Annotated in this window: 25 protein-coding genes; 12 read left to right on the forward strand and 13 right to left on the reverse strand. The window is 58.2% G+C overall.

Annotated elements, in window-relative coordinates; genetic code table 11:
- The first annotated feature begins 11 nt into the window (after positions 1 to 11).
- The 3 genes from RA27_RS07210 to RA27_RS07220 all read left to right on the forward strand — a co-directional run bounded on the left by RA27_RS07210 (position 12) and on the right by RA27_RS07220 (position 2,627).
- Positions 12 to 659 carry an MSMEG_1061 family FMN-dependent PPOX-type flavoprotein gene (locus RA27_RS07210; RefSeq protein WP_039536271.1) on the forward strand — a complete coding sequence of 216 codons (648 nt, stop codon included), beginning with the start codon at positions 12 to 14 and terminating at the stop codon, positions 657 to 659.
- Between the two features lie 67 nt (positions 660 to 726).
- Positions 727 to 1,521 (forward strand): lytic murein transglycosylase, encoded by a 795-nt coding sequence (locus tag RA27_RS07215; protein ID WP_039536274.1) that lies wholly within the window; start codon positions 727 to 729, stop codon positions 1,519 to 1,521.
- Positions 1,522 to 1,718: 197 nt separating this feature from the next.
- On the forward strand, positions 1,719 to 2,627 hold the full coding sequence (locus RA27_RS07220) for a hypothetical protein (protein ID WP_241484013.1): 909 nt from the start codon (positions 1,719 to 1,721) through the stop codon (positions 2,625 to 2,627).
- Between the two features lie 37 nt (positions 2,628 to 2,664).
- Here the strand turns inward: RA27_RS07220 and RA27_RS07225 are convergent, their stop codons facing one another.
- The gene (locus RA27_RS07225) at positions 2,665 to 3,408 is read right to left on the reverse strand and encodes a DUF3445 domain-containing protein (protein ID WP_039536278.1); all 744 of its coding nucleotides are present in this window, start codon (positions 3,406 to 3,408) and stop codon (positions 2,665 to 2,667) included.
- Positions 3,409 to 3,532: 124 nt separating this feature from the next.
- On the opposite strand from RA27_RS07225, the gene dddP reads away from it, so the two are divergent.
- Entirely contained in the window at positions 3,533 to 4,876 is a 1,344-nt protein-coding gene (dddP, locus tag RA27_RS07230) for a dimethylsulfonioproprionate lyase DddP (RefSeq protein ID WP_039537133.1), read from the forward strand.
- 10 nt (positions 4,877 to 4,886) lie between these two features.
- Here the strand turns inward: dddP and RA27_RS07235 are convergent, their stop codons facing one another.
- Positions 4,887 to 5,081 carry a hypothetical protein gene (locus RA27_RS07235; RefSeq protein WP_039536281.1) on the reverse strand — a complete coding sequence of 65 codons (195 nt, stop codon included), beginning with the start codon at positions 5,079 to 5,081 and terminating at the stop codon, positions 4,887 to 4,889.
- A gap of 239 nt (positions 5,082 to 5,320) precedes the next feature.
- On the opposite strand from RA27_RS07235, the gene RA27_RS07240 reads away from it, so the two are divergent.
- Positions 5,321 to 6,535, forward strand: a complete 1,215-nt coding sequence (locus RA27_RS07240; RefSeq protein ID WP_039536283.1) for a bifunctional alpha/beta hydrolase/OsmC family protein — start codon at positions 5,321 to 5,323, stop codon at positions 6,533 to 6,535.
- 48 nt (positions 6,536 to 6,583) lie between these two features.
- Here the strand turns inward: RA27_RS07240 and RA27_RS07245 are convergent, their stop codons facing one another.
- From RA27_RS07245 to RA27_RS07265, 5 genes are all read right to left on the reverse strand, one after another.
- Positions 6,584 to 6,928 carry a hypothetical protein gene (locus tag RA27_RS07245; RefSeq protein WP_039536286.1) on the reverse strand — a complete coding sequence of 115 codons (345 nt, stop codon included), beginning with the start codon at positions 6,926 to 6,928 and terminating at the stop codon, positions 6,584 to 6,586.
- 10 nt (positions 6,929 to 6,938) lie between these two features.
- On the reverse strand, positions 6,939 to 7,496 hold the full coding sequence (locus tag RA27_RS07250) for a hypothetical protein (RefSeq protein WP_039536288.1): 558 nt from the start codon (positions 7,494 to 7,496) through the stop codon (positions 6,939 to 6,941).
- 140 nt (positions 7,497 to 7,636) lie between these two features.
- Positions 7,637 to 8,224: a biotin transporter BioY gene (locus RA27_RS07255; RefSeq protein ID WP_039536291.1), complete on the reverse strand. Its 588-nt coding sequence runs from the start codon at positions 8,222 to 8,224 to the stop codon at positions 7,637 to 7,639.
- 75 nt (positions 8,225 to 8,299) lie between these two features.
- Complete coding sequence (locus RA27_RS07260; protein ID WP_039536294.1) at positions 8,300 to 8,722, reverse strand: DUF6314 family protein; 423 nt, start codon at positions 8,720 to 8,722, stop codon at positions 8,300 to 8,302.
- Positions 8,719 to 9,051 (reverse strand): hypothetical protein, encoded by a 333-nt coding sequence (locus RA27_RS07265; protein ID WP_039536297.1) that lies wholly within the window; start codon positions 9,049 to 9,051, stop codon positions 8,719 to 8,721. The genes RA27_RS07260 and RA27_RS07265 overlap by 4 nt, the downstream gene beginning before the upstream one ends.
- Positions 9,052 to 9,139: 88 nt before the next feature.
- Here RA27_RS07265 and purB point away from each other — a divergent pair, with 88 nt between their 5' ends.
- From purB to RA27_RS07285, 4 genes are all read left to right on the forward strand, one after another.
- Positions 9,140 to 10,444, forward strand: a complete 1,305-nt coding sequence (gene purB, locus RA27_RS07270) for an adenylosuccinate lyase (protein WP_039536300.1) — start codon at positions 9,140 to 9,142, stop codon at positions 10,442 to 10,444.
- Between the two features lie 381 nt (positions 10,445 to 10,825).
- The gene (locus RA27_RS07275) at positions 10,826 to 11,368 is read left to right on the forward strand and encodes a tetratricopeptide repeat protein (RefSeq protein ID WP_039536303.1); all 543 of its coding nucleotides are present in this window, start codon (positions 10,826 to 10,828) and stop codon (positions 11,366 to 11,368) included.
- A gap of 66 nt (positions 11,369 to 11,434) precedes the next feature.
- Positions 11,435 to 12,529: a FliG C-terminal domain-containing protein gene (locus tag RA27_RS07280; RefSeq protein WP_241484015.1), complete on the forward strand. Its 1,095-nt coding sequence runs from the start codon at positions 11,435 to 11,437 to the stop codon at positions 12,527 to 12,529.
- Positions 12,530 to 12,614: 85 nt separating this feature from the next.
- On the forward strand, positions 12,615 to 13,538 hold the full coding sequence (locus tag RA27_RS07285) for a lysophospholipid acyltransferase family protein (RefSeq protein WP_039536308.1): 924 nt from the start codon (positions 12,615 to 12,617) through the stop codon (positions 13,536 to 13,538).
- Here the strand turns inward: RA27_RS07285 and RA27_RS07290 are convergent, their stop codons facing one another.
- The gene (locus RA27_RS07290; protein ID WP_039536311.1) at positions 13,539 to 14,240 is read right to left on the reverse strand and encodes a DUF1223 domain-containing protein; all 702 of its coding nucleotides are present in this window, start codon (positions 14,238 to 14,240) and stop codon (positions 13,539 to 13,541) included.
- 226 nt (positions 14,241 to 14,466) lie between these two features.
- Here RA27_RS07290 and acnA point away from each other — a divergent pair, with 226 nt between their 5' ends.
- The 3 genes from acnA (at position 14,467) to RA27_RS07305 (ending at position 19,653) form a co-directional block, all read left to right on the forward strand.
- On the forward strand, positions 14,467 to 17,157 hold the full coding sequence (gene acnA / locus RA27_RS07295; protein ID WP_039536313.1) for an aconitate hydratase AcnA: 2,691 nt from the start codon (positions 14,467 to 14,469) through the stop codon (positions 17,155 to 17,157).
- A 115-nt stretch (positions 17,158 to 17,272) separates the two neighbouring features.
- Positions 17,273 to 18,775: a BCCT family transporter gene (locus tag RA27_RS07300; protein ID WP_039536316.1), complete on the forward strand. Its 1,503-nt coding sequence runs from the start codon at positions 17,273 to 17,275 to the stop codon at positions 18,773 to 18,775.
- A 176-nt stretch (positions 18,776 to 18,951) separates the two neighbouring features.
- Positions 18,952 to 19,653: an SDR family oxidoreductase gene (locus RA27_RS07305; RefSeq protein WP_039536318.1), complete on the forward strand. Its 702-nt coding sequence runs from the start codon at positions 18,952 to 18,954 to the stop codon at positions 19,651 to 19,653.
- Positions 19,654 to 19,659: 6 nt separating this feature from the next.
- Here the strand turns inward: RA27_RS07305 and RA27_RS07310 are convergent, their stop codons facing one another.
- The 5 genes from RA27_RS07310 to ccmA form a co-directional block, all read right to left on the reverse strand.
- Positions 19,660 to 20,202, reverse strand: coding sequence for a DsbE family thiol:disulfide interchange protein (locus tag RA27_RS07310; RefSeq protein ID WP_039536319.1), 543 nt, complete (start codon positions 20,200 to 20,202; stop codon positions 19,660 to 19,662).
- Entirely contained in the window at positions 20,195 to 20,353 is a 159-nt protein-coding gene (gene ccmD, locus RA27_RS07315) for a heme exporter protein CcmD (protein ID WP_193746477.1), read from the reverse strand. The genes RA27_RS07310 and ccmD overlap by 8 nt, the downstream gene beginning before the upstream one ends.
- On the reverse strand, positions 20,350 to 21,123 hold the full coding sequence (locus RA27_RS07320; RefSeq protein ID WP_039536321.1) for a heme ABC transporter permease: 774 nt from the start codon (positions 21,121 to 21,123) through the stop codon (positions 20,350 to 20,352). The genes ccmD and RA27_RS07320 overlap by 4 nt, the downstream gene beginning before the upstream one ends.
- A gap of 62 nt (positions 21,124 to 21,185) precedes the next feature.
- Entirely contained in the window at positions 21,186 to 21,842 is a 657-nt protein-coding gene (gene ccmB, locus RA27_RS07325) for a heme exporter protein CcmB (RefSeq protein WP_039536323.1), read from the reverse strand.
- Positions 21,839 to 22,453, reverse strand: coding sequence for a heme ABC exporter ATP-binding protein CcmA (gene ccmA / locus RA27_RS07330; protein WP_039536325.1), 615 nt, complete (start codon positions 22,451 to 22,453; stop codon positions 21,839 to 21,841). The genes ccmB and ccmA overlap by 4 nt, the downstream gene beginning before the upstream one ends.
- Positions 22,454 to 22,598 lie beyond the last annotated feature (145 nt).

Consider the following 22,598-nt stretch of genomic DNA (forward strand, 5'->3'; position numbering starts at 1 on the left):
GAGGAACGCGCATGACCCCCGATGCTTCACCTGTTTCAGAATTCGCAAATCTTGTGACCTCCGAAGCCGAGCTCGAAGAAATATGTGGGCGTCCCTTGCCTCAAATCATTGCCAAAGAGCTTCCTGCACTGGACCAGATGTGCCGCGACTTTATCGCCACCTCACCATTTTGCCTGATCGCTTCGGCCAACCCGTCCGGATATCTCGATATCTCGCCGCGCGGAGACCCGGTCGGGTTCACCCACATCATCTCAGATACGATGATCGCCCTGCCCGACCGTCCCGGGAACAAACGCGTGGATACGTTTCACAACGTCCTGAAAGACCCGCGCGTCAGTTTGATTTTCTTCGTCCCCGGAAAAATGGAAACGCTGCGACTGCGCGGCACTGCACAGATTTGCGCGGACCCCAAGCTGCTTTCAAAGATGGTTGTCGGTGGTCACGCCCCTAAACTGGCGCTGCTGATCCATGTCGAGACCGTGTTTGCGCACTGCCCCAAATGCATCATCCGTTCGAATCTGTGGCAACCAGAAGACTGGCCGGAATCATCTCAACTGCCCAATATGAACGCGATGATGGTCAAACATGCCAAAATCAACAAAACCCCGGATGAATGGTTCGAAAGCCTGAAAGGCACAGGGGAACTCGACCTGTATTAAACCACTTTGCGGTATCCCGGACACGGCGTAGTCTAATCATGAATTTTTCAACCACCGGATTTCTCACATGCTTCGCCCTCATTGCTTCGCCGCACTCGCTTTTCTCCTGCCCTCGCTGGCGCTGTCCGCCCCGTGCGGAAACACCAGCAGCGGGTTCGAGGCCTGGAAAGCAGATTTCGCCAAAACCGCGAAACGAGCAGGAGTGAAGAAAAAGGGCCTGCAGGCGCTCTCGCAGACCCAATACGCCACGCGTACCATTGCGGCAGATCGCAACCAGAAAAGTTTCAAATACTCTTTGGACAAGTTCATGAAGGTGCGCGGCGCGGACACTATCGTTGCGCAGGGACGCAAGCGCAAAGCTCGCAATCCAGAATTCTACGCCGCGCTGGAACGTCAATACGGCGTACCGGCGGGTGTGTTGATCGCCATTCACGGCATGGAAACCGGCTTTGGAGGTTTCATGGGAGACAGCCAGATTGTTTCCTCAATCACAACACTGGCCTATGATTGTCGCCGTTCCGAGTTCTTCATACCGCACGCGATCGGGGCCCTAAAACTGGTCGACCAGGGCACCCTGACGATGGCGACAAAAGGGGCAAAACATGGCGAACTGGGCCACACACAGTTCCTGCCCGGCAATGCGCTAGCCTACGGCGTGGACGCCACCGGCGATGGCCGCGTCGACTTCTACAATGTGACTGACGCTCTGGCCTCGACCGCAAATTTCTTACGTCAGAAAGGGTGGAAGCCGGGTCGTGGCTATCAGCCAGGCGAGCCGAATTTCGCGGTGATACAGCAGTGGAATGCGGCCTCTGTTTACCAGAAATCCATCGCCATAATGGCTGCGCGAATCGATAACTAAATCGCAAAGCGGTCTGTGCCGGCCCAACCGGATTTCCGCCATATTCTTGCCACATAAATTTAAGGAAACCACGTTTTTCTTGGTTTCCAAAGCGTAATCAATGATGGAAAATACGAACTTTCTTCCATTTTCGTCAAATTTTGCACCATTTCGCTGGTTACTCTGTTGTGAAGTTTATTACGGCAAAGGAACATGCTGTGACTGCGAAACATACGTACCACGGTGGTCTCCAGTTCGACGGTTCTGCAGACGGCGCGCTTGAGCGTCTGTGCGAGGTCGTCTCGACCACGCTCGGGGACTATGGTCACCTGGTCGAGCGCAAGACGCTTCTCAGTTCATCTGAGGCCAGCGTCGTCAGCAGCCAGTACCTTGTGCGCCTGGCTTTGGAATCGGAACCTGCCCCGATCCAGCACAACCATCATGAGCGGATGGACAGAACCGCTGGCCTTAAAACCATGGCGCGTCCCGCTGTGACTTCGCCACGCAATCGGCTTACAATCGTGATTAGTCCGGTGTCGAAACTGCTTGATGACAGCGAGATTTCCGAATTGATGCTGGTCGTGATCCTCTACCGGATGGTCGACATCTGCACCACACGACGCGTCGAATGGCTATCCCCCAAGACGGTATTGACCGTAGAGCAGTTCATGAGCGCGTTTGATTCAATTGCCCCCCGCAATTCCCGAAACCGCAAGCAGATTTTCGAAGCGGTCAGCGGCCCCTTTGCGGGGCTCGATCTGCCCGATCCTGATGCGGTGTCCGCTGAAACAGAACAAACCAAGCCGCGTCCGATTCAACTGAGCGATGATCAACTTCTCAGCATTGCATTCCGTACCGAAACTGAGCCGTCCAAGCCCGCAGACACTCCTCGGCAAACTGAGGATGACGAAGAACGCCCAAGCGATATTCTGCGACTGACAAGCTGGGGCATGACCGGTGCCGTCGCAAGCATATCGACGCCGATTGCTCTTTCCTTGGCCGCCGTCAATCTGATCCGGGGCGAGGATTTCCGCCTCAACACTCAGGTATTGGCTTTTACGACAGCAATTTTCGGCCTGAACGCCACTAATGCATTTGCCGGGGTAGCCAGCGTGCTTGGCATGTAACCGAAATTACCGAAGACCCTCCTTGGAGGCCCCGCCGTCAGGCGGGGTTTTCCATTTTGGAGACCTGATCGGCGGCCATCACGTAGGTGTGGATCGCGAACACAACGGCCTTGGTCTGCGGCAGGCGCAAAAGAGTCTGACGTTCGCTGCGCAGGTAGCGAGCTGAGTTTTCGTCCCGCGGCTCGCGCCGATGCTTGGCGCTGCGCGGCTGGAACAATTCCGCATCATGATACCAAAGCGCGTTGAAGCGCCAGAGCGGACGGTCGGGCTGTATGCCATCGAACAGGCGCTGAACCCTGCGGGCGATGTTGGCATCGTAGACATCCACTGGCTCATGGATCGCGATGAGCGGGCGCATGAATTTTTCGGACAGCATCCAGCTTGCGGGAAAGCATAAAATCGCGCCCGTCAACACATGCTCATCCCCTCGTTTTTGCAGAATGCAGAAATCCTCCTGCACCAGTTGGCACAGTGATTCTAGCGGATGCGCCCTGTCAATTTCGACCCGTACACCGTCTGGTCGCAAAACCTGATCAGAAGCGCCCGGGTAGGCTTGCTGCAAAACCAGATCCAACAGTTCCTGCGCGGGCTTTAGCGCCTCAGGGCTCTGGGCCAGAACATCAAGCCCCTGCTGCGCCAACAGGTCAGCCCGCCGCTGCATCTGGGCGGCAAAGGCATCGTCCCGGTGCAGCCAGTTCCGGGGATCGGCCGGTTTTATGCCGGGCAGCGGATTCGGGGCCAACGGATCGTACGGAATGGCTTGCTGTAAAATCACGGTCATGACCGAGGCATATCACCCCGCTTCGGCCCTGTCGGTCAAAAAGCGACCCGAAGACGGTCGCAAACCTTTGAGACGCAGCGAGCGGAGCTTTGCAGGCTGGGCGGGCAAGCAGAAAGGCCCGCCCGTGAATACTCCCTATCGCGACACCCGCAAGATTGATCCGACCCGAGGCGCAACGCTGGGGGACGGGACCCCGAATGACAATGACCGGATTGAGATCGGGCCAACGCAGCTTGCCTTTGACGAGTGGGCTGCGGCGGGTCTGAGCCTGCCCAATCTGGAGCGGATGCGTGCGTATCGCTGGACTCGGCTGACGCAGGCCATCGTGCAACGCGATTGGGGCGGGGTCTTGCTGTTTGATCCCCTGAACATCCGTTACGCGACAGACAGCACGAATATGCAGCTTTGGAACACCCACAACCCGTTCAGAGCCGTGCTGGTTTGCGCCGATGGATATATGGTGATCTGGGATTACAAAAACTCTCCATTCCTGTCGGAATTCAACCCCTTGGTACGCGAACAGCGCTCGGGCGCGGATCTGTTCTATTTCGACCGGGGCGACAAAGTTGATGTCGCGGCGGATGTGTTCTCGAACGAAGTACGCGCGTTGATCGAGAAACATGGCGGCGGAAACAGGCGGCTTGGCGTCGACAAGATCATGCTGCACGGTCTGCGTGCGCTTGAGGCGCAAGGGTTTGAGGTTATGGAGGGTGAAGAACTCACCGAGAAAACCCGCGCCGTGAAAGGGCCGGACGAAATCCTCGCCATGCGCTGCGCCAGCCACGCCTGTGAAACCGCTGTCGCTGAAATGGAGCGGTTCGCACGAGCGAATGTAGGCGACGGGAAGACATCCGAGGACGACATCTGGGCCGTTCTCCATGCCGAGAACATCCGGCGGGGTGGCGAGTGGATCGAAACCCGGCTGCTGGCCTCGGGCCAGCGTACCAACCCCTGGTTTCAGGAGTGTGGTCCACGCATCACGCGGAAAAACGAGATCATTGCCTTCGATACCGATCTGATCGGATCATACGGGATTTGCATCGACATTTCGCGCACGTGGTGGATCGGGGATCAAAAACCGCGCGCCGACATGGTCTATGCCATGCAGCACGCACATGAGCATATCATGACCAATATGGAGATGCTGAAACCCGGTACAATGATCCCGGACCTGACCGCAAATGCCCATAAGCTGGACGACAAGTTTCAGGCGCAGAAATACGGCTGCCTGATGCATGGCGTCGGTTTATGTGATGAGTGGCCTCTGGTGGCCTACCCCGACAAAGCGGTCGAAGGGGCATATGATTATCCACTCGAGCCCGGAATGGTGCTGTGCGTCGAAGCGGCGGTTGGCGAGGTTGGTGGCGACTTCTCGATCAAGCTGGAAGATCAGGTGCTGATCACGGAAGACGGCTACGAAAACCTTACAAAATACCCGTTCGACGCACAGTTGATGGGGATTAGCTAAGTCTGGCGACTTAATTCGGCCAATAAGACCGCCTGACATTGCCGTGCCAATCCTCGGGCGCGACAATGGTCGGCGTGTCCAGAGGGCTTGTGGTCAACGGCCAGCTTTGTCCCAGCGCAAACCCGATTGCGCCTGTCAGCAGGATTACAAGCAGAACGCCGGGGTGAAGTGTCGGGCTCAGCGGTGCAGAAGTAGTGTGTGCCATTTTTGACCTCTGATTAGATTTCGTAGGGTACCTGCAAATTGGGGGCTGCCTTTAAATAAGTAAAATGAATGTTTAATCGAAATCACATCACAAATAATGATCAAACGGACGGTGGGGTTTGCGCAGCGGGACATCGAAATCTCGATCCCTCACCTTAACGTTACGCCGCTGACATAAGGGTTGAGCCAACTGCCTGCAGCACACAGTATTGTTCAAACCCCGAGCATCAAGGATTCATCATGCCCACCGAACGCATTACTTTCGCCGGTCACGACGGCAGCCAGTTGGCCGCGCGCCTTGATCTGCCGGACGGGCCGGTTCTGGCGACGGCTTTGTTTGCACATTGCTTTACCTGTTCCAAGGACATCCCGGCCGCGCGGCGTATTTCGGCCAGATTGGCAGCCATGGGCATCGCTGTTCTGCGGTTCGACTTTACCGGCCTTGGCCACTCGGATGGCGAGTTTGCGAATACGACTTTCACCTCGAATGTCGAAGACCTGATCGCCGCAGCGCATTACCTGTCCGGACGCAATATGGCGCCGGCGCTTCTGATTGGCCATTCCCTCGGCGGTGCCGCTGTTTTACGTGCCCGGGCTGGCATCCCGTCGGTCAAGGCCGTCGTCACCCTTGGCGCACCGGCAGACCCGGGCCATGTGTCCCACCACTTCGAAGCCGCCCTGCCCGAAATTCACGCGCAGGGCAGCGCAGAGGTTTCACTGGGTGGTCGCCCTTTCCGTATCGGCAGAGCTTTCGTCGACGACATTTCGGAAGCCGCGCTCGGCCCCGCAATCGCCGATCTGAAAGCAGCCTTGTTGATCCTGCACGCACCGCGCGACGAAACCGTCAGCATTGACAATGCCAGCACCATCTTCCTGGCCGCCAAACACCCCAAAAGCTTTGTCACCCTCGACGATGCCGATCACCTGATCACGCGCGCGGCTGATGCGGACTATGCTGCGGATGTCATCGCGGCCTGGGTTTCGCGCTACGTCAAACTAAGCCCTCCCGCCCCACCACCCGGGGCCCCCGAAGGCGTAGTTCGCGTGACCGAGGCAGACCCGTCGGGCTTCCTGCAAGACATCCAGTCAGGCCCACGCCACCACGCGGTCGCTGACGAACCTGCCTCGTACGGAGGAACGGATCGGGGAATGTCGCCCTATGGGTTCGTATCCTCGGGGCTGGGTGCCTGTACGTCGATGACCATTCGCATGTATGCCCGACGCAAGAAATGGCCGCTGACAGGCATCACGGTCGATGTCTGCCACGACAAGGTGCACGCGCAGGATGCTGGATTGGCAAGCGATGGCAAGGTCGATCAGTTCCGTCGCAAGATAAGGTTGCAAGGTCCGCTGGACGCCGATCAAAGAGCCAAACTTCTGGAAATTGCGGATAAATGCCCGGTGCACCGAACCCTCGAAGGCTCGGCCCACATCACCACTGAGTTGCTGGTATAATTACCACAGGAATATGATTGGCGGGGGTGCAACAGCACCCCCTTCATTCTAGCGGCGTCGCGGTGACGGTCGATGGATCGGTGGCCGTGCGGCCGGAGGGCGCGCCACCGGGGGGTGCGGACGCGACGGCGGCTTGGCGATCGGTGGTTTCGGCCTCTGCGGCGGATTGGGACGGACCGGTCGATCCGGGCGGTCGGGCCTGTCCGGGCGATTTATGTCCACGTCCACATCCACGTCGCGATCATGATAATAATCGTTCCACAACATCGAGTCGTAGAACGGGTCATAACCATAGCCCACACCGACCGATACGCCGTCGCAGGCAGATAATGTGAACGTTGCAGCTCCAAGGCCCAGTGCAAGGACAGACCGTTTGATCAATTTGCGGGTCATCCGGGCCTCCTTACTGCAAAGACCGGAACGACGCGAAAACGGCGTTCAATGCATCAACATATGACGGGTCAGCGCCATCCCGCAGGATCGCAACCCCGATAGCTACGCGGTCGCGCGGCAGATCGATCACGGTGGCGGTAAAATTCACCCCGCGACCATCCCGATTGCCGGTGCCGCGAACGACATGCGCGGGCAGTCCGCCAATCCGGGTGTCACTGGTGCTGGTCACGGTCGGGTCTTTGACGAGGAACTTGTCGATATCCTCAAGATAGCGCAGCCCCCCTTGAATGCTGGAAACCCGCGAAGGTGAGACAAAGCCCATCCAGACATTGTCATCGGTGACGGGCCTGATCCCCATAACACGGGACACGGCGCGGGCATCCCCTAGATTGGTATCCTCGATCTCACGCGGGCCACCGGTGCGCAGGGTCCAGAAGTCAGGAACCTCAAAGCGGAACAAAGCCCGTCCTTCGTCGGTATAAGTCACGGGCGTGTCTGCCTGTGCGGGCGCGCCGAGCAGCCAAGTCGCGGCACAGGCGGTCAGCGCCATACCTAGTAAATTACGCATATCTCAATAACCTGATCAGTTTTCTGCTGTCAGGTTGGCCCAAGCGAAACAGATTCGTCCAGTATCCTGTTCTGCCGACAACAAAAAACCGCGCCCGGATCGCTCCGAACGCGGTTGTGATCTTGTTTGATGCTGCTGGATCAGGTGCGCGCGTCGCCCAGCAGTTTCCACAGGCCGGGGATCAGCAGCGCTGCCAGCGCCAGTTTGATCGCATCACCCACCAGGAACGGAGTCAGACCCCATTCGAGGATCGGCTTGTCCCAGCCGTAAAGCTGACCCAGCCACAGCAGGCCGGGTACGTAGATCAGGACATTCGCCAGCACCAGCGCCAGCGCCAGCTTGCCAACCGAACGGTCCCAGCCGCGCGCGGCCAGCGCACCCAGCAGTACAGTCGCCATCAGGTAACCGACCAGATAGCCGCCGGTACCGCCCATCATGTAGGTCAGGCCAAACTTCTCAGCCGAGGAACCCGCAAACACATCGAAGCCCAAGGCTCCAACCAGCAGGTACCCCAGCATCGTGATCAGACCGAGGCGTGCGCCATAGGCGGTGCCGATGGTCAGCACGGCGAATGTGCCCATGGTGATCGGAACCGGCCACATCGGCACTTTGATTTTGGCTGCAACAGCCAGAGCAACGATACCCAGGGCAACCAGAGCCGCCTGCTTGACGCGCAGCGCTGTCCCCTCACGCGGGCCAAAAGCGTTGGCCAGTACGTTTGCGTTCATCTCATTTCTCCACATTCGGACTTATTTGCACCCGCAGCAATGCCCGTTCCGGTCCGTTGCTGCAAGATGATTACGCTATCGCAAAGCGTATTTGGTCTCCATTTCATAGGATTTTCGCGGTCCGGACACTTTCCAACGGACAGTCCAACGCGGCCATCCCGAGAAATCATAGTGTGCATCATAGCTGTCGGGCGGGCAATCGTGATGATCCTCGGCACGGGTTTGGCCCAGCCTGAGAGCGTGAAAATACCGATCATCGTCAAAGTGAATGGCGATTTGATCCCCGGCGGCACGCCAAAGGTATCGACGCGTTCCCGTCATCGCGGGCTGCCCCGGAATGCGCAGCGTGACCGTCTCATCATAGATCAGCCCCTGCGCATCTTGCTGCAGCTCCGCCTCACCCTCGGCCTGAATAATCTGACCTGCGCGCTCATCCCGGATCAGACGCGTCAAGCTCCAGACCCCTTTGAAATCCAAGATATTTCGAGGCCGGTTCACTTGGCGTAGGTTCCGTCAGTTGCATTGCCCGCATCGTCCACAAAGCGGATTGTATCGCCGTGTTTCTTGACCTCATAACAGGCCCAATAATCCGACGGCGGCCAGACCGAGCAATAGCGATCGTCGCGCACGGCCCATCGTCCCGAACTCGGGCGGCCTGAAAAATACTGCGTTAGCATGTTGCTATCGAAGGTCTGGGTGACCCCCTCGCCGTAGTCGAGCTTCTTGCCGGCAAGCGCCATCAGAATTTCATCGCCCGTCAGCAGCTGAAATTCTTCAGCGGCCACAAATCCGGGCCAGAGCAACAAAATCAGGGCAAACCGTCTCATTAAAGCACTCGCGCCTTGTTCCTCGGTGAATGCACGGCTAAACCCCGCGCCAACGCCTCATCCCAATCACAAAAAGGTGCTGCCGCCAATGATTCCCCGCTATTCCCGCCCCGACATGGTTGCCATCTGGTCGCCCGAGACCAAGTTCCGCATCTGGTACGAGATCGAGGCCCATGCCTGCGATGCCATGGCCGATCTGGGGGTGATCCCGCGTGAGAATGCCGAGGCGGTGTGGAAAGCCAAGGACGTGGAATTCGACGTCGCCCGTATCGATGAGATCGAAGCCGTCACCAAGCACGACGTCATCGCCTTCCTGACCCATCTGGCCGAACATGTCGGCAGCGAAGAGGCGCGGTTCGTGCATCAGGGCATGACGTCTTCGGACGTGCTGGACACCTGCCTTAACGTGCAGCTGACCCGGGCCGCCGATATCCTGATCGCAGACCTCGAAGGCTTGCTGGCCGCCCTCAAACGCCGCGCGATTGAACACAAGAACACAATCCGCATCGGCCGCAGCCACGGCATCCACGCCGAGCCGACCACCATGGGCCTGACCTTCGCCCGTTTCTATGCCGAGATGGACCGCAACCTGTCACGAATGCGCGACGCCCGCGCTGAAATCGCCACCGGCGCGATCAGCGGCGCGGTCGGTACTTTCGCCAATATCGACCCTCAGGTCGAAGAACATGTCTGCGACAAGATGGGTCTGGTACCCGAGCCGATCAGCACACAGGTCATCCCGCGCGACCGCCACGCGGCCTTCTTTGCCACGCTTGGCGTGATCGCCAGCAGCATCGAAAACATCGCCATCGAAATCCGCCACATGCAGCGGACCGAGGTGCTGGAGGGGGCTGAGTTTTTCTCGATGGGCCAAAAAGGCTCGTCGGCGATGCCGCACAAGAAAAACCCGGTTCTGACCGAAAACCTCACTGGTCTGGCACGCATGGTGCGCGCAGCAGTGATCCCGGCGATGGAAAACGTAGCGCTGTGGCACGAGCGCGATATCTCGCATTCCTCGGTCGAACGGATGATCGGCCCGGACGCCACAATCACGCTGGATTTTGCCCTCGCCCGGCTGACAGGTGTGGTCGACAAGATGCTGATCTTCCCCGAGAACATGCTTGAAAACATGAACAAGTTCCCCGGCCTTGTGATGAGCCAACGGGTCCTGCTGGCGCTGACACAGGCCGGTGTCAGCCGTGAGGATGCCTATGCCATAGTTCAACGCAATGCGCTGAAAGTCTGGGAGCACCGCACCGATTTCAAGGAAGAACTGCTGGCCGACGCCGACGTCACCGCCGCGCTGAGCCCGGAAGAGATCGAAGAGAAGTTTGACCTCGGCTACCACACCAAACACGTCGATACGATTTTTGCCCGGGTGTTCGGCGAGTAACTCAAATTCTACCTGTGCTTGGACAATGGCCCGGCTTGCGTAAATGCAGCCGGGCCTTGTTTCTTTGCCAGATTGGCAAAAATCAGCTAATCTGCAGGCACATTTTCCGCGAAAGGGAACCACGATGCTGAGAACTCTTCTATGCGCGATTGCTTTTGTGTGTGCAGGCACGGCCGGATTTGCCTGTAGCGGGCATACCAAGCAAACCCAGTCTTGCGCAGTTGGCACAGCTTGGGACAGCGAAAGTCAAAGCTGCATGAAAATCGTAAACAGCTGACATTTTTCTTTCCTGCTTGTGAATAAAAGCGAGGCCGCGATTGTTAGCCTTTCATCAAATCGCGCTATGCTTGATGAGAGCAGCCCAATGAACGGAGTAGGAAAATGCGCCTCGTATTAGTTTCAGCTATTGCCCTTCAGGCATTTGTCTTTGCACCGGCCGCATATGCAGCCGGCAGCGGCGGCAGCACCGCACCAAAACCGACGAACACTACCAAGAAATGCCTGTTCGGCCGGGTTTATGACGAGGCCGCCGGGCGTTGCGTGAAGCCGAACAAATCCAACTTTACCGAAGATCAGTTGTACGATGCCGTGCGCGAACTGGCGTATGACGGGCAGTATGAGAACGCTCAGGGCGTTTTGCGCGTTATGGATCAGGAAGACGACCGGGTGCAGACCTATTGGGGCTTTACCTATCGTAAAATGGGTGAGCTCGAGTTGGCCAGCACCTTCTATCAGAAAGCGATCGAGACCAATCCCGACAACATCCTTGCCCGCAGCTATATGGGTCAGGGGTTTGTCGCCGAGGGCAAAACCGAACTGGCCATCGCCCAATGGCGCGAGATCAAGGCCCGCGGTGGCGAAGGCACCTGGGCCGAAACATCGCTGCGCGAGGCCATTCGCACCGGGCTGACATACAGCTACTGAGTTTCAGGGTTTCTTTACCCGACTCTCGCTAATCTGCCTGCAACGCGAAACTGGCAATGCAGGCAGATGCAAGACTCAAACGTATTGGTACAGATGGCACCGGGCACGCAGGCACCGGCGACGGATCAGGAAACCGACGCCGGACGCATTGTGCCGCGCAATCTCAGCAACCGGGAAAAGGCTGCAGTCGTCGTGCGGCTGCTCTTGAATGAGGGGGCGGATATCGCGCTTGAAGAACTGCCTGACCTGCTGCAGGAACAACTGACGCATCAGCTTGGTCAAATGGGGCTGGTTGATCGTGTGACGCTGACAGCGGTCGCACAGGAATTCGCCGATGCGCTTGACGGTGTAGGTCTTTCCTTCCCACGTGGGCTGGCGGGCGCATTGGACGCCGTGAACGGAAAAATCGCCCCGGCCACAGCAGCCCGATTGCGCAAGGTCGCTGGCGTAAGACAGATCGGCGACCCGTGGCAGCGCCTGCGCGAGGTGCCAACCGAAGATCTGGCCGAAATGGCCAAGGCTGAAAGCACCGAAGTCGCTGCTGTCATGCTCTCCAAACTCGAAACCGCCAAAGCGGCGCAGTTGCTGGGTCACCTGCCCGGCCCGACGGCGCGGCGGATCACCTACGCGGTCTCGAAAACCGCCAACGTGACACCCGAAGCGGTGGAACGGATCGGCTGGTCGCTGGCGGCCCAGCTGGATCAAAAACCTGCCCCGGCCTTTCGGGATGGTCCGGGTGAGCGGGTGGGGGCGATCCTCAACCAATCCGCCGCCGCGACGCGCGACGGTCTGCTTACCGCGCTGGACGAAGAAGACGCCGATTTTGCCAATACGGTCCGGCAATCGATCTTCATCTTCGCGCACATTTCGTCCCGCATTCAGCCCCGCGACATCCCTGCGATTCTACGCGGCGTTGATCAACCCGTTCTTGTCACCGCACTCGCGGGTGCCAGCACCGAAAATGACCGCGCGGTGGTCGAGTTTATTCTGGCGAACATGTCCTCTCGTATGGCCGACAATCTTAGGGAAGAAATGACTGAGCGTGGCAAAGTCAAACAATCCGACGCCGAAGAAGCGATGTCCCAGATTGTAGCCGCGATCCGCACCCTCCTGGATGAAGGCGCAATCGCACTGGTCGAATTGGACGACAACGAAGAATAGCGCGGCCCCTAACGGCTACTTGTGATCGCACGATGGGGCCTGTATGTCTGATCGCGCAAGTCACAACACCCAGGTGTCCTTCCCCATGCCCGTTGAAAAGTCGGAACTGAGCCGATTTGAGCTTGGAAAATACTACGTCGCCAACCTGTTTTTGGCTGGTGTGATCGGCGGAATGCGCCTTTTGCCATATGAGCGCCGCATCGCCGCGATGGGCGCGATCGTACGCTGGCTTGCGCCCGTGGTCGGGTTCCGCACCCGCGTGCGCCGCAACCTGAAACTCACCTGCCCCGACCTGCCCGAAGAGGAGGTCAAACGCATCTGCCGCGCCGTGCCGGACAATGCGGGGCGGGCGATCATGGAACATTTTTCGGCTGACGGTTTCATCGAACGTCAAAGCGAGGCCAAAGTGTCGGGCACGGGCGTTGAGGCGTTTGACAAAGCCGTGTCCGAAGGACGCCCGGTGATGATGATCACCGCGCATTTCGGGCATTATCTGGCCGCGCGAGTCGCACTGCAGGCGCGCAGCGGTCAACCCATTGGCTGCCTCTATCGCCGCATGGCAAATCCCTATTTCAACGACATGTATGTGGAAGCCTTCTACCAGACCGGGTCGCCCATGTTTGAACAGGGCCGACGGGGTATGGTTGAAATGGTTCGCGCCCTTAAGAGCGGGGGGATTATCGCCATTGTGTCCGATCTGCACGCCCATGGCGGCGAGGAGCTGACCTTCTTCGGCAAACCAGCCGTAACCTCGGTGCTGAATGCGGAACTTGCGATCAAATACAAGGCCGTGCTGATCCCCTGCTACGCGGTTCGGCAGCCTAACGGGGTCGATTTTGAGATCGTTCTGCACGACCCGGTCCCCCATACAGATGCCAAAACCATGACCCAGTTTACCAATGACGATCTGGAAGCCATGGTACGTCAGCATATGGGACAGTGGTTCTGGATTCACCGCCGTTGGAAAGCGTGGAGAGGTTTGGGCGTTCAGCCCAAGGATATGCCCTGATTATTCAGCCCGCGCGGCGGCCACGATTGGTCCGTGCCCGGTTCGTTGGATCAGGACAACCGTAGGTAAATCCGATGGCAATGTCGCGGTGAAACTCTGCGGGGCCTGGCCATCCCAGCGACCGGCAAGCTGCCAGTTCTCAACCACATTCGCATAGTCCAACTCATGCCCCGCCAGTTCGCCGCGCCGGATCGAGGCGTGGCGCATCGGCGAATACTGTACGATCCGCACGTCGTATGACTGATTATCCGGCAACTCGACCGGCACCACAGTCAAAGCCACCTCGTTCGCCGTACGCGTCGCGCTGACCTCGGCCTCGGGTGCCGCAGTCAGATATGCATCGATCAACCGGTTCAGTTCGTGCGGCTTGGCCCCGACCACGTCCTGTTGTCCGTTCACGACCATCTGCGGCGTATAGATCATCGACCGTCCACCCTCGCGCGCATAGGCACGCTGACGCAGCGTGTGATCGGGATCGGCATACTCATCTTTCCATCCGATGTAATCCCAATAGTCTACATGCAGCGCAAGGCCGATCACGTCGTCCCGCTTGGCCAGTTCATGCATGATCCGATCCGCTGGCGGGCAAGAGGAACACCCTTGCGAGGTGAACAATTCGACCACGACCGGATCTTCCTGGGCCGCGACCGAGGCGGCAAGAAAGAGCGGAATGAGCGCGGTCGCGGCGGCTGATCTGAGCATTTTTTCTCTCGATTTTCGATGAGTGTTTAACAGGTTTAGATCGGAACCGGGTAAACTGCCAATCAAGGTTTCTTGAGACGAACGTCGCCAATTTCCGGCAAAATGTGTGCAATGGTATACAAAAAACCATGCAACCGACCCGTTGCACCTTGAAACGGCGGGTGCGGTGATGCAGATAAACCTTAGCGAATCCCAGAATCCAAGTCATTTGAGAGGGAGGCCATAGATGCCCATCAAGGTCGGACAAGACACCGCGAAGACACGCCGCAGCCTGAGCGTGAATGGCAAATCCATTTCCTATTACTCGATCCCCGCCGCGCAAGAGGCCGGTCTGGGCGATTTCTCGAACCTGCCCGCCGCGCTGAAAGTGGTGTTGGAAAACATGCTGCGGTTCGAGGATGACGGGTTCTCGGTCTCAGTTGACGATATCAAGGCATTTGCTGAATGGGGTGCAAATGGCGGTAAAAACCCGCGTGAGATCGCCTATCGCCCTGCCCGCGTGCTGATGCAGGACTTCACCGGCGTTCCGGCGGTGGTCGATCTGGCCGCGATGCGGGACGGCATCAAGGCGCTGGGGGGGGACGCGCAAAAGATCAATCCGCTTAACCCCGTTGATCTGGTCATCGACCACTCGGTCATGATCGACGAGTTTGGCAATCCCCGCGCCTTCCAGATGAACGTGGATCGCGAATATGAACGGAATATGGAGCGGTACCAGTTCCTTAAATGGGGCCAGAGCGCCTTTAACAACTTCCGCGTTGTCCCTCCTGGCACCGGGATTTGCCATCAGGTAAACCTTGAATATCTGGCACAAGCCGTCTGGACCGACACGGACCAGAGCGGTGAAGATGTCGCCTACCCCGACACACTGGTCGGCACCGACAGCCACACCACCATGGTTAACGGCATGGCCGTTCTGGGCTGGGGTGTCGGCGGGATCGAGGCCGAGGCCGCGATGCTGGGTCAGCCCATCTCAATGCTGATCCCCGAGGTTGTCGGCTTTGAACTGACCGGAGAAATGGTCGAAGGCACCACCGGCACCGACCTCGTCCTGAAGGTCGTTGAAATGCTGCGCGAAAAAGGCGTGGTCGGTAAATTCGTCGAGTTTTACGGCAAGGGTCTGGACCGCCTGCCGCTGGCTGATCGCGCAACCATCGCCAACATGGCACCCGAATATGGCGCGACCTGCGGATTCTTCCCAATCGACGGCGAAACCCTGCGCTATATGCGCAATACCGGACGTGACGAAGACCGGATCGCGCTGGTCGAAGCCTATGCCAAGGAAAACGGCTTCTGGCGGGATGAGACCTATGCGCCGATCTATACCGACACGCTGTCGCTGGACATGGGCACCATCGTTCCCGCGATCTCGGGACCCAAGCGCCCACAGGATTATGTCGCACTGACCGACGCCAAAGCCGCTTTCACCAAGGAAATGGCCGAGACCTTCAAGCGCCCTATGGGCAAGCAGGTCGAAGTCAAAGGTGAAGAATACGGCATGGAATCGGGTAAGGTTGTGATCGCCTCGATCACCTCCTGCACCAATACGTCGAATCCCTATGTCATGATCGGCGCTGGTCTGGTGGCGAAGAAAGCGCATGAGCTGGGCCTGAACCGCCAACCTTGGGTCAAAACCTCGCTGGCCCCCGGGTCGCAGGTGGTGTCCGAGTATCTTGAGGCTGCGGGTCTACAAGAGCATCTGGACGCGATCGGCTTTAACCTTGTTGGCTATGGCTGCACCACCTGTATCGGAAACTCTGGCCCGATCCAGAAAGAAATCAGCGAAGCGATTGCCGAGGGCGATCTGGTGGCAACCTCGGTTCTGTCGGGGAACCGCAACTTCGAGGGCCGGATCTCGCCCGATGTCCGCGCCAACTATCTGGCCTCACCGCCGCTGGTTGTCGTTTACGCGCTGGCGGGCACCATGGATATCGATCTGACCTCCGAGCCGATTGGCACCGACAAGAACGGTAACGATGTCTTCATGAAGGACCTTTGGCCGACCCAAAAGGAAATCGCCGATCTGGTTCAGGAAACCGTGACGCGAGAGGCGTTCCAGTCGAAATATGCCGACGTTTTCAAAGGCGACGAGAAATGGCAGGCGGTCGAGACCACCGATGCCGAAACCTATGACTGGCCGCCCGCATCGACCTATATTCAGAACCCGCCCTATTTCCAGGGCATGGGGCACGAGCCCGGCACAATCTCGAATATCGACGGCGCCAAGGTTCTGGCCGTACTGGGCGACATGGTAACCACCGACCATATCTCACCCGCCGGGTCTTTCGCGACAACGACTCCGGCCGGTAAATACCTGATCGAGCGTCAGGTTCAGCCGCGCGAGTTCAACTCGTACGGATCGCGCCGTGGCAACCACGAGGTCATGATGCGCGGCACCTTCGCCAATATCCGCATCAAGAACGAGATGCTGGACGGTGTCGAAGGCGGCTACACCAAAGGCCCCGATGGCGAGCAGACCTCGATCTACGACGCGTCAATGGCCTATCAGGCAGACGGAGTGCCGCTGGTTGTGTTTGGGGGCGAGCAGTATGGCGCAGGGTCCTCGCGCGACTGGGCTGCCAAGGGCACAGCGCTGCTGGGTGTCAAAGCCGTGATCGCCGAGAGCTTCGAGCGCATCCACCGCTCAAATCTGGTCGGCATGGGCGTCATCCCGTTCGAATTCACCGGCGGCGACACTCGCAAGACGCTGGGCCTGAAAGGAGACGAAACTGTCTCGATCCACGGTCTGGACTCGGTTGAACCGCTGCAAGAAGTGCCCTGCATGATCGTCTATGCGGATGGAACCGAGAAAACCATCACCCTGAAGTGCCGCATCGATACCGCACCCGAGATCGAATACATCGAAAACGGTGGTGTGCTGCAATATGTGCTGCGGAACCTCGCGAAGTCATCATAACGCGACCTACAAGAAATGAGCTCCCCCCCGGCCAACCGCCGGGGGGTTTTGTTTTCTGGTCATTCATTCAGAAATCTGAAACTGTTCAGCTAAGCTGTTTGAAGGAACCATCACCATGAAAAAGCCCAATGCTCTGTTGATGTGTTCACTCAGCGTCATTGCGGTGATCGGCATTTGGGGTGTCATTGACATTCAAAGCCTGGTGAACTGGGCGAATGGCATCGTACAACAAACCTTCCGAAGCCGCGGATGGTTTGTGATGCTTGCCGCCTCGGGCATGTTGATCGGCTGCCTCGTTCTGGCGTTTTCGCCCTATGGGAATATCCGTCTTGGACGGGACGATGAGCAGCCCGAGTTTTCAACCGTCACCTGGATATCCATGCTGTTTTCAGCCGGCATGGGCGTTGGATTGCTGTTCTGGGCCGTGGCGGAACCCCTGACACATTTCAGTTTTATCTCGGGCATGGCACCCGACTTCATTGCGGCTCAGCAAGCCATGCTGGCAACAAACTTTCACTGGGGATTACACGCCTGGGCCATATACGGCTCAACCGCGCTGACCATCGCCTATTTCAGTTTCAGGCGTGGAACCGGCATGATGGTCAGCGCCCCGATCAAAAGCTTGTTTCCCGGTGAAAAATGGGCTGAGCGGGTGGGCTGGCTGTCTGATTTCTTTGCAATTGTCGCCATTGCCATCGGCGTCGGAGGCTCGATGGCGATGGGGGTATTTCAGGTCGCGGACGGCATCGCCGTCATGGGTGGACGGGATGCGGTCGGTACATTTCTTATCGGCGCTGTTTTTGTGGCGATGGTGGCTGCATATGTGCCTGCGCTGCTGATCGATCTGGGTCAGGGTATGGCGCGCCTGTCTAACGCAGCGATGCTGATCGCCGTGGGCCTCGTGGCGTATACCGTGATCCTTGGCCCGACCGAGTATCTGTTAAATACTGTCTTACAGGGATTTGGCGACTATGTGACCAATGTCATCCCACGCGGGTTTCAGACCTACACGTTCTTTGGCGATGATGTCGCCAAGTGGTTCAGCGATTGGACCCTGACCTACATGGTCTGGTGGATTGCCTGGGGACCGTTCGTGGGCGTCTTTGTCGCCCGAATCTCCCGCGGCCGGACAATCCGCGAATTCGTGATCGGCGTTTTGTTCGCGCCTACCCTGTTCTCGGTCTTGTGGTTCGGCGCGTTTGGCGGAATTGGGCTGTTCGAAGCGCTTAACGGTGCCGGAGAGCTGCTTGCCCTCACACAAACGAATATCGAACGTGTTACCTTCGCCCTTCTGGAACGCCTGCCATTGTCGTTGCTCACCACGATTGCCACCGTATTGGCCGCGTTCCTGTTCATCGTCACCAGCGTCGTGAGTGCGGCCTTCGTTTTAGGCACATTTTCGACCGGCGGAGATGAAAACCCGCCCCCGCGCGTGCGCTTGCTTTGGGGCGCACTGCTGGGCCTTCTGAGCGTGGCCATGATCCTGTCCGGCTCGGTCGACTCGGTTAAAATCCTGATTTCACTGGGGGCGCTACCCTTTGTCTTTATCTCGGTTCTGTTGATGATCTGTCTGATCCGTGGGCTGCGAGAGGAAGGAAAGCACGATGCTGATCGGTGATCTTACAGACACGCTGATGAACCTGACTACCTTTGCCTTCATTGCCGCGATGATCTGGATTCTTTTGCGAAGGTAAGGCTGTACAAACGCTCAGGGCCGAGCGGTGGCTCGAACTGATGCTCGTCCCTTGAAGATCGGCATTGAAACCCGTGTGGTTTAACGATCTTCTACAGTGTATGAGAAGAGTTGCTTTGATAACCGGCGGTGCACGCGGCATCGGCCGTGCCATCGTCGAAGATCTGAGCCGGGATTATTTGGTCGCCTTCACCTGGCTATCGTCGAAACCCGATGTGACGCTGGCGCTGGGCGAAAATCTGTCGATCCGGTCCGATCTGACGGAACCCGGTCAGGCTACAGCCGTCATTGACCAGGTGATCTCACGTTTCGGGCGGCTGGATGTCATCGTGAATAATGCAGGTCTGGTAAAATCGACGCCGAAAGAGACCTTCCAACATGATGATCACCGCGCAATTCTCGATCTGAATCTTCTGACCCCAGCCGCATTGCTTGCTGCGGCCCTGCCCCACCTTAAGAGGGGGGCTTCGATTGTCAGCATCTCATCCATGAACGCCGTTCTGCCGCCCCGCGATGCGGTCACCTACGGCGCCAGCAAAGCCGCATTGAACCTGTGGACGCGCGCAATGGCGAAAGAGCTGGGGCCGGAAGGTATTCGCGTCAACGCGGTTGCACCCGGCGCGATCAACATCCCCGAGGCGCCGCGCCCCGATGATCTGACTGCTTTGTTTGTGGAACAAACGGCACTCGGGCGCGCCGGTAAACCCGAAGACATTGCCAGGGCTGTCAGGTTTCTGGCTTCTGATCAGGCAGATTTCATCACTGGTGAGGTTTTGAACGTGACCGGAGGCTACAGGCTGTAAATCAGTTCAATTGTCCCCGGCTGCCTTTTCCAATGCGGGTCGTATCGTGCTTTCGATCACCCGCTGCGTGATCGGCCCAGCAAAGCGCAGAATAATCGTGCCCTCACCGTCGATCACATAGGTTTCCGGAACACCATAAACGCCCCAATCCAATCCCATCCGGCCCTGCTCATCCCGTCCGATGGCTCGATAGGGATCGCCCAGTTCGGTCAGAAACGATTCCGCGTTGTCGAGCTTATCTTTGTAGTTGATGCCATAGATCGGGATGCCCTCATCCGACAGAGCCTGCAGATTGGGGTGTTCCACACGGCAAGGCGCACACCAGCTAGCCCAATAGTTGACCAGTTTGACCTCTCCGTCACGCAGGGTTGCGTCGTCGAAATCAGGTTTCCCGGCAAACTCCGTCAGCACCACCGGAGGGGCCGTCTGCCCTTCGCGCGCCGAGGGCAGCGCGTTCGGATCGTCGCGGAACATGCCCATCCCGGCCAATACAGCGAATGCGCCGAAGATCAGCGGCGGAGCGATCATCAGAGGAGAAACTTTAGCCATGGCGTGACATCCTCTGTTCCAGCTTATCCATCTCGGCCCGCACCTTTCGCCCGCGAAGAATACTGAACACCACCAGCGCTACCAGCAGAAGGATGGAAGCCGCATAGGCCGACAGGACCGTATCAGAGTATTTTCCCAGATCAGGTATCATCCGCTTACCCTTTCCCGCGCCAACAATGCCTTGATACGACGCGCGCGGATCTCTGTGCCAGTGCGATAAAACACCAATGCGATGAACAGCAGCACAAATCCGACGATGCACAAAAGCAGCGGATAGAAATATATGTTGCTGACCTTTTCCTCGGTATCGGCTCCGGTTACGGCAGCGGCCCGCATGACCGACGCCCCCTGATGCAGGCCCTGGTTCCAGAAATTCACCGCGTAACGGCTGAGCAGTGCAAAGACCGACCCCACAAGGCAAAGGACCGAGGTCAGGTCGGCGGCGGTATCAGGGTCTTCGATCGCTTCCCAAAGGGCGACATATCCCAGATAGAACAAAAACAGGATCAGGAATGAGGTCAGGCGTGGGTCCCAGGCCCACCACGTGCCCCACATGGGCTGACCCCAGATCGCTCCGGTTGCCAATGAAATCAGCGTCATGACAATGCCGATTGGCGCAGCAGCACGGGCCGCCAACGCGCTGACATGGTGACGCCGGACAAGCCAGACCAGCGAGGTTGCCAGCATCATCAGCCAGCAATTGATCGCCATCAGCGAGGCGGGCACGTGCAGGTAGATGATCTTGACGGTCGAGCCCTGCTTGTAGTCATCCGGCGTAAAGAAGAACCCCCAAGTCAGCCCAACGACCAGACAGACGGCCGAAGTAATCCAGAAGAACGGCAGGACACGCTCGCTGGTGGCAAGAAACTTGCGCGGATTGGCGTATTCCCAGAGGGCGTTGGCTTTGGCTGTGATTGACATGGGCCCTATCTAATCCGAGTCGGTATGGTTCTCAATTGACCTCAGTCAATCTTTGTTCACCGTTACCTAAGATTGATGCGCAGCACCGCAGCGCTGGCGAATGGCAAAAGCGCGACGGTGGCGGCGGTGATCCCCGCCAGCATCAGCAGCGGAGTTTGGGTTTCCATACCTGCCGCGCCGCGCCGGGCGACTTCCGCCCCAAATATCAATGTCGGAACATAGAGCGGCAGAACCAACAGCGACAGCAGCAACCCACCGCGTTTGAGTCCCACGGTGAGCGCCGCACCAAAGGTGCCGATAACGCTCATCGCCGGAGTACCCAGCAGCAACGAGATGACGAGCCACGAGAAACCGGGGGCAGGCAGGTTCAGCAACACGCCCAGAAACGGCGCGGCCAGAACCAGCGGCAATCCTGTGGTCAACCAATGCGCCAGCGCTTTGATCGTGACGACCGATTCCAGCGGCAGAGGCGCAGTCGCCAGCAGGTCGAGCGAGCCGTCCTCCCAATCCAGCGCCAGCAGCCGGTCGAGTGACAGCAGGCACGCCAGCAGCGCGCCCAGCCAAAGGACACCGGGTGCGATGGTTGAAAGCAGCGAGGATTGCGGACCGACTGAGAATGGCACCAGAACAGTCACGATCAGGAAGAAGGCCAGCCCCAGACCGAATCCGCCCCCCGCGCGGAAAGCCAGTTTCAGGTCACGCAGCAACAAGGCGATCACAGAAAACCTCCATCGAAGTCGTCAATGGGTTTGGGTTTGGCCTTGTTGGGACCCACGTCCAGAACCTCTCCATCCAGTCCGAGATCGATATGGGTCGCGATCAGTGCCGAACCGCCCTGCCCCAGATGATCCCTTACAGCATCCGCAAACATCTGCACTGCATTTCGGTCCAGCGACACCGTGGGCTCGTCCAGCATCCAGATCGGGCGTCCTGTAACAAGCATCCGCGCCAACCCCAGTCTGCGTTTCTGCCCTGCCGAGAGATTGCCCGCGTGACGATCCGCCAGTTCGTTCAACGCAAACGCATCAAGTGCGCGCTGAATATCATGGGTCCCGAAGACCGACGCCCAGAAGCTGAGATTTTCGACCACGGTCAGTGTTGGTTTCAAACCGTCGGAATGTGACGCATAAGCGATCTGATCTTCGGCCCCTTCGATCCGTCCCGCGAGCGGAGGCTGCAGGCCCGCCAGCGTACGCAGCAACGTGGTCTTTCCGATCCCATTGGGCCCCCGCAGGATCAGCGCCTTTCCGGCCTTTAGCGAAAAGCTCAGACCTTCAAGCACAGGAACGCCGCCACGGGCGATCGCCAAATCGGTTACAATCATTGTCATTGCGCCCGCTTAACGGATTGCGGGCGCGGGCAAAAGGTCGGAATTGCCGCAGAGCGGCGGCGTCGCTTCATATGACCCGGTCGGAGTGAAGGGCCAAAGAGGCGACCGAAAGGAACTTAAATGGTGAGAGCTTGGTAGATTTGAT

Origin of the sequence: Ruegeria sp. ANG-R (assembly GCF_000813985.1) — a bacterium.
Classification (GTDB): domain Bacteria; phylum Pseudomonadota; class Alphaproteobacteria; order Rhodobacterales; family Rhodobacteraceae; genus Ruegeria.

Coding starts and splice junctions, on each gene's coding strand:
- RA27_RS07210 (WP_039536271.1), top strand. CDS start 12: ATGACCCCCGATGCTTCACCTGTTTCAGAATTCGCAAATCTTGTGACC.
- RA27_RS07215 (WP_039536274.1), top strand. CDS start 727: ATGCTTCGCCCTCATTGCTTCGCCGCACTCGCTTTTCTCCTGCCCTCG.
- RA27_RS07225 (WP_039536278.1), bottom strand. CDS start 3,408: ATGACCGTGATTTTACAGCAAGCCATTCCGTACGATCCGTTGGCCCCG.
- RA27_RS07235 (WP_039536281.1), bottom strand. CDS start 5,081: ATGGCACACACTACTTCTGCACCGCTGAGCCCGACACTTCACCCCGGC.
- RA27_RS07240 (WP_039536283.1), top strand. CDS start 5,321: ATGCCCACCGAACGCATTACTTTCGCCGGTCACGACGGCAGCCAGTTG.
- RA27_RS07245 (WP_039536286.1), bottom strand. CDS start 6,928: ATGACCCGCAAATTGATCAAACGGTCTGTCCTTGCACTGGGCCTTGGA.
- RA27_RS07250 (WP_039536288.1), bottom strand. CDS start 7,496: ATGCGTAATTTACTAGGTATGGCGCTGACCGCCTGTGCCGCGACTTGG.
- RA27_RS07255 (WP_039536291.1), bottom strand. CDS start 8,224: ATGAACGCAAACGTACTGGCCAACGCTTTTGGCCCGCGTGAGGGGACA.
- RA27_RS07265 (WP_039536297.1), bottom strand. CDS start 9,051: ATGAGACGGTTTGCCCTGATTTTGTTGCTCTGGCCCGGATTTGTGGCC.
- purB (WP_039536300.1), top strand. CDS start 9,140: ATGATTCCCCGCTATTCCCGCCCCGACATGGTTGCCATCTGGTCGCCC.
- RA27_RS07275 (WP_039536303.1), top strand. CDS start 10,826: ATGCGCCTCGTATTAGTTTCAGCTATTGCCCTTCAGGCATTTGTCTTT.
- RA27_RS07280 (WP_241484015.1), top strand. CDS start 11,435: ATGCAAGACTCAAACGTATTGGTACAGATGGCACCGGGCACGCAGGCA.
- RA27_RS07285 (WP_039536308.1), top strand. CDS start 12,615: ATGCCCGTTGAAAAGTCGGAACTGAGCCGATTTGAGCTTGGAAAATAC.
- RA27_RS07290 (WP_039536311.1), bottom strand. CDS start 14,240: ATGCTCAGATCAGCCGCCGCGACCGCGCTCATTCCGCTCTTTCTTGCC.
- acnA (WP_039536313.1), top strand. CDS start 14,467: ATGCCCATCAAGGTCGGACAAGACACCGCGAAGACACGCCGCAGCCTG.
- RA27_RS07300 (WP_039536316.1), top strand. CDS start 17,273: ATGAAAAAGCCCAATGCTCTGTTGATGTGTTCACTCAGCGTCATTGCG.
- RA27_RS07305 (WP_039536318.1), top strand. CDS start 18,952: ATGAGAAGAGTTGCTTTGATAACCGGCGGTGCACGCGGCATCGGCCGT.
- RA27_RS07310 (WP_039536319.1), bottom strand. CDS start 20,202: ATGGCTAAAGTTTCTCCTCTGATGATCGCTCCGCCGCTGATCTTCGGC.
- ccmD (WP_193746477.1), bottom strand. CDS start 20,353: ATGATACCTGATCTGGGAAAATACTCTGATACGGTCCTGTCGGCCTAT.
- RA27_RS07320 (WP_039536321.1), bottom strand. CDS start 21,123: ATGTCAATCACAGCCAAAGCCAACGCCCTCTGGGAATACGCCAATCCG.
- ccmA (WP_039536325.1), bottom strand. CDS start 22,453: ATGACAATGATTGTAACCGATTTGGCGATCGCCCGTGGCGGCGTTCCT.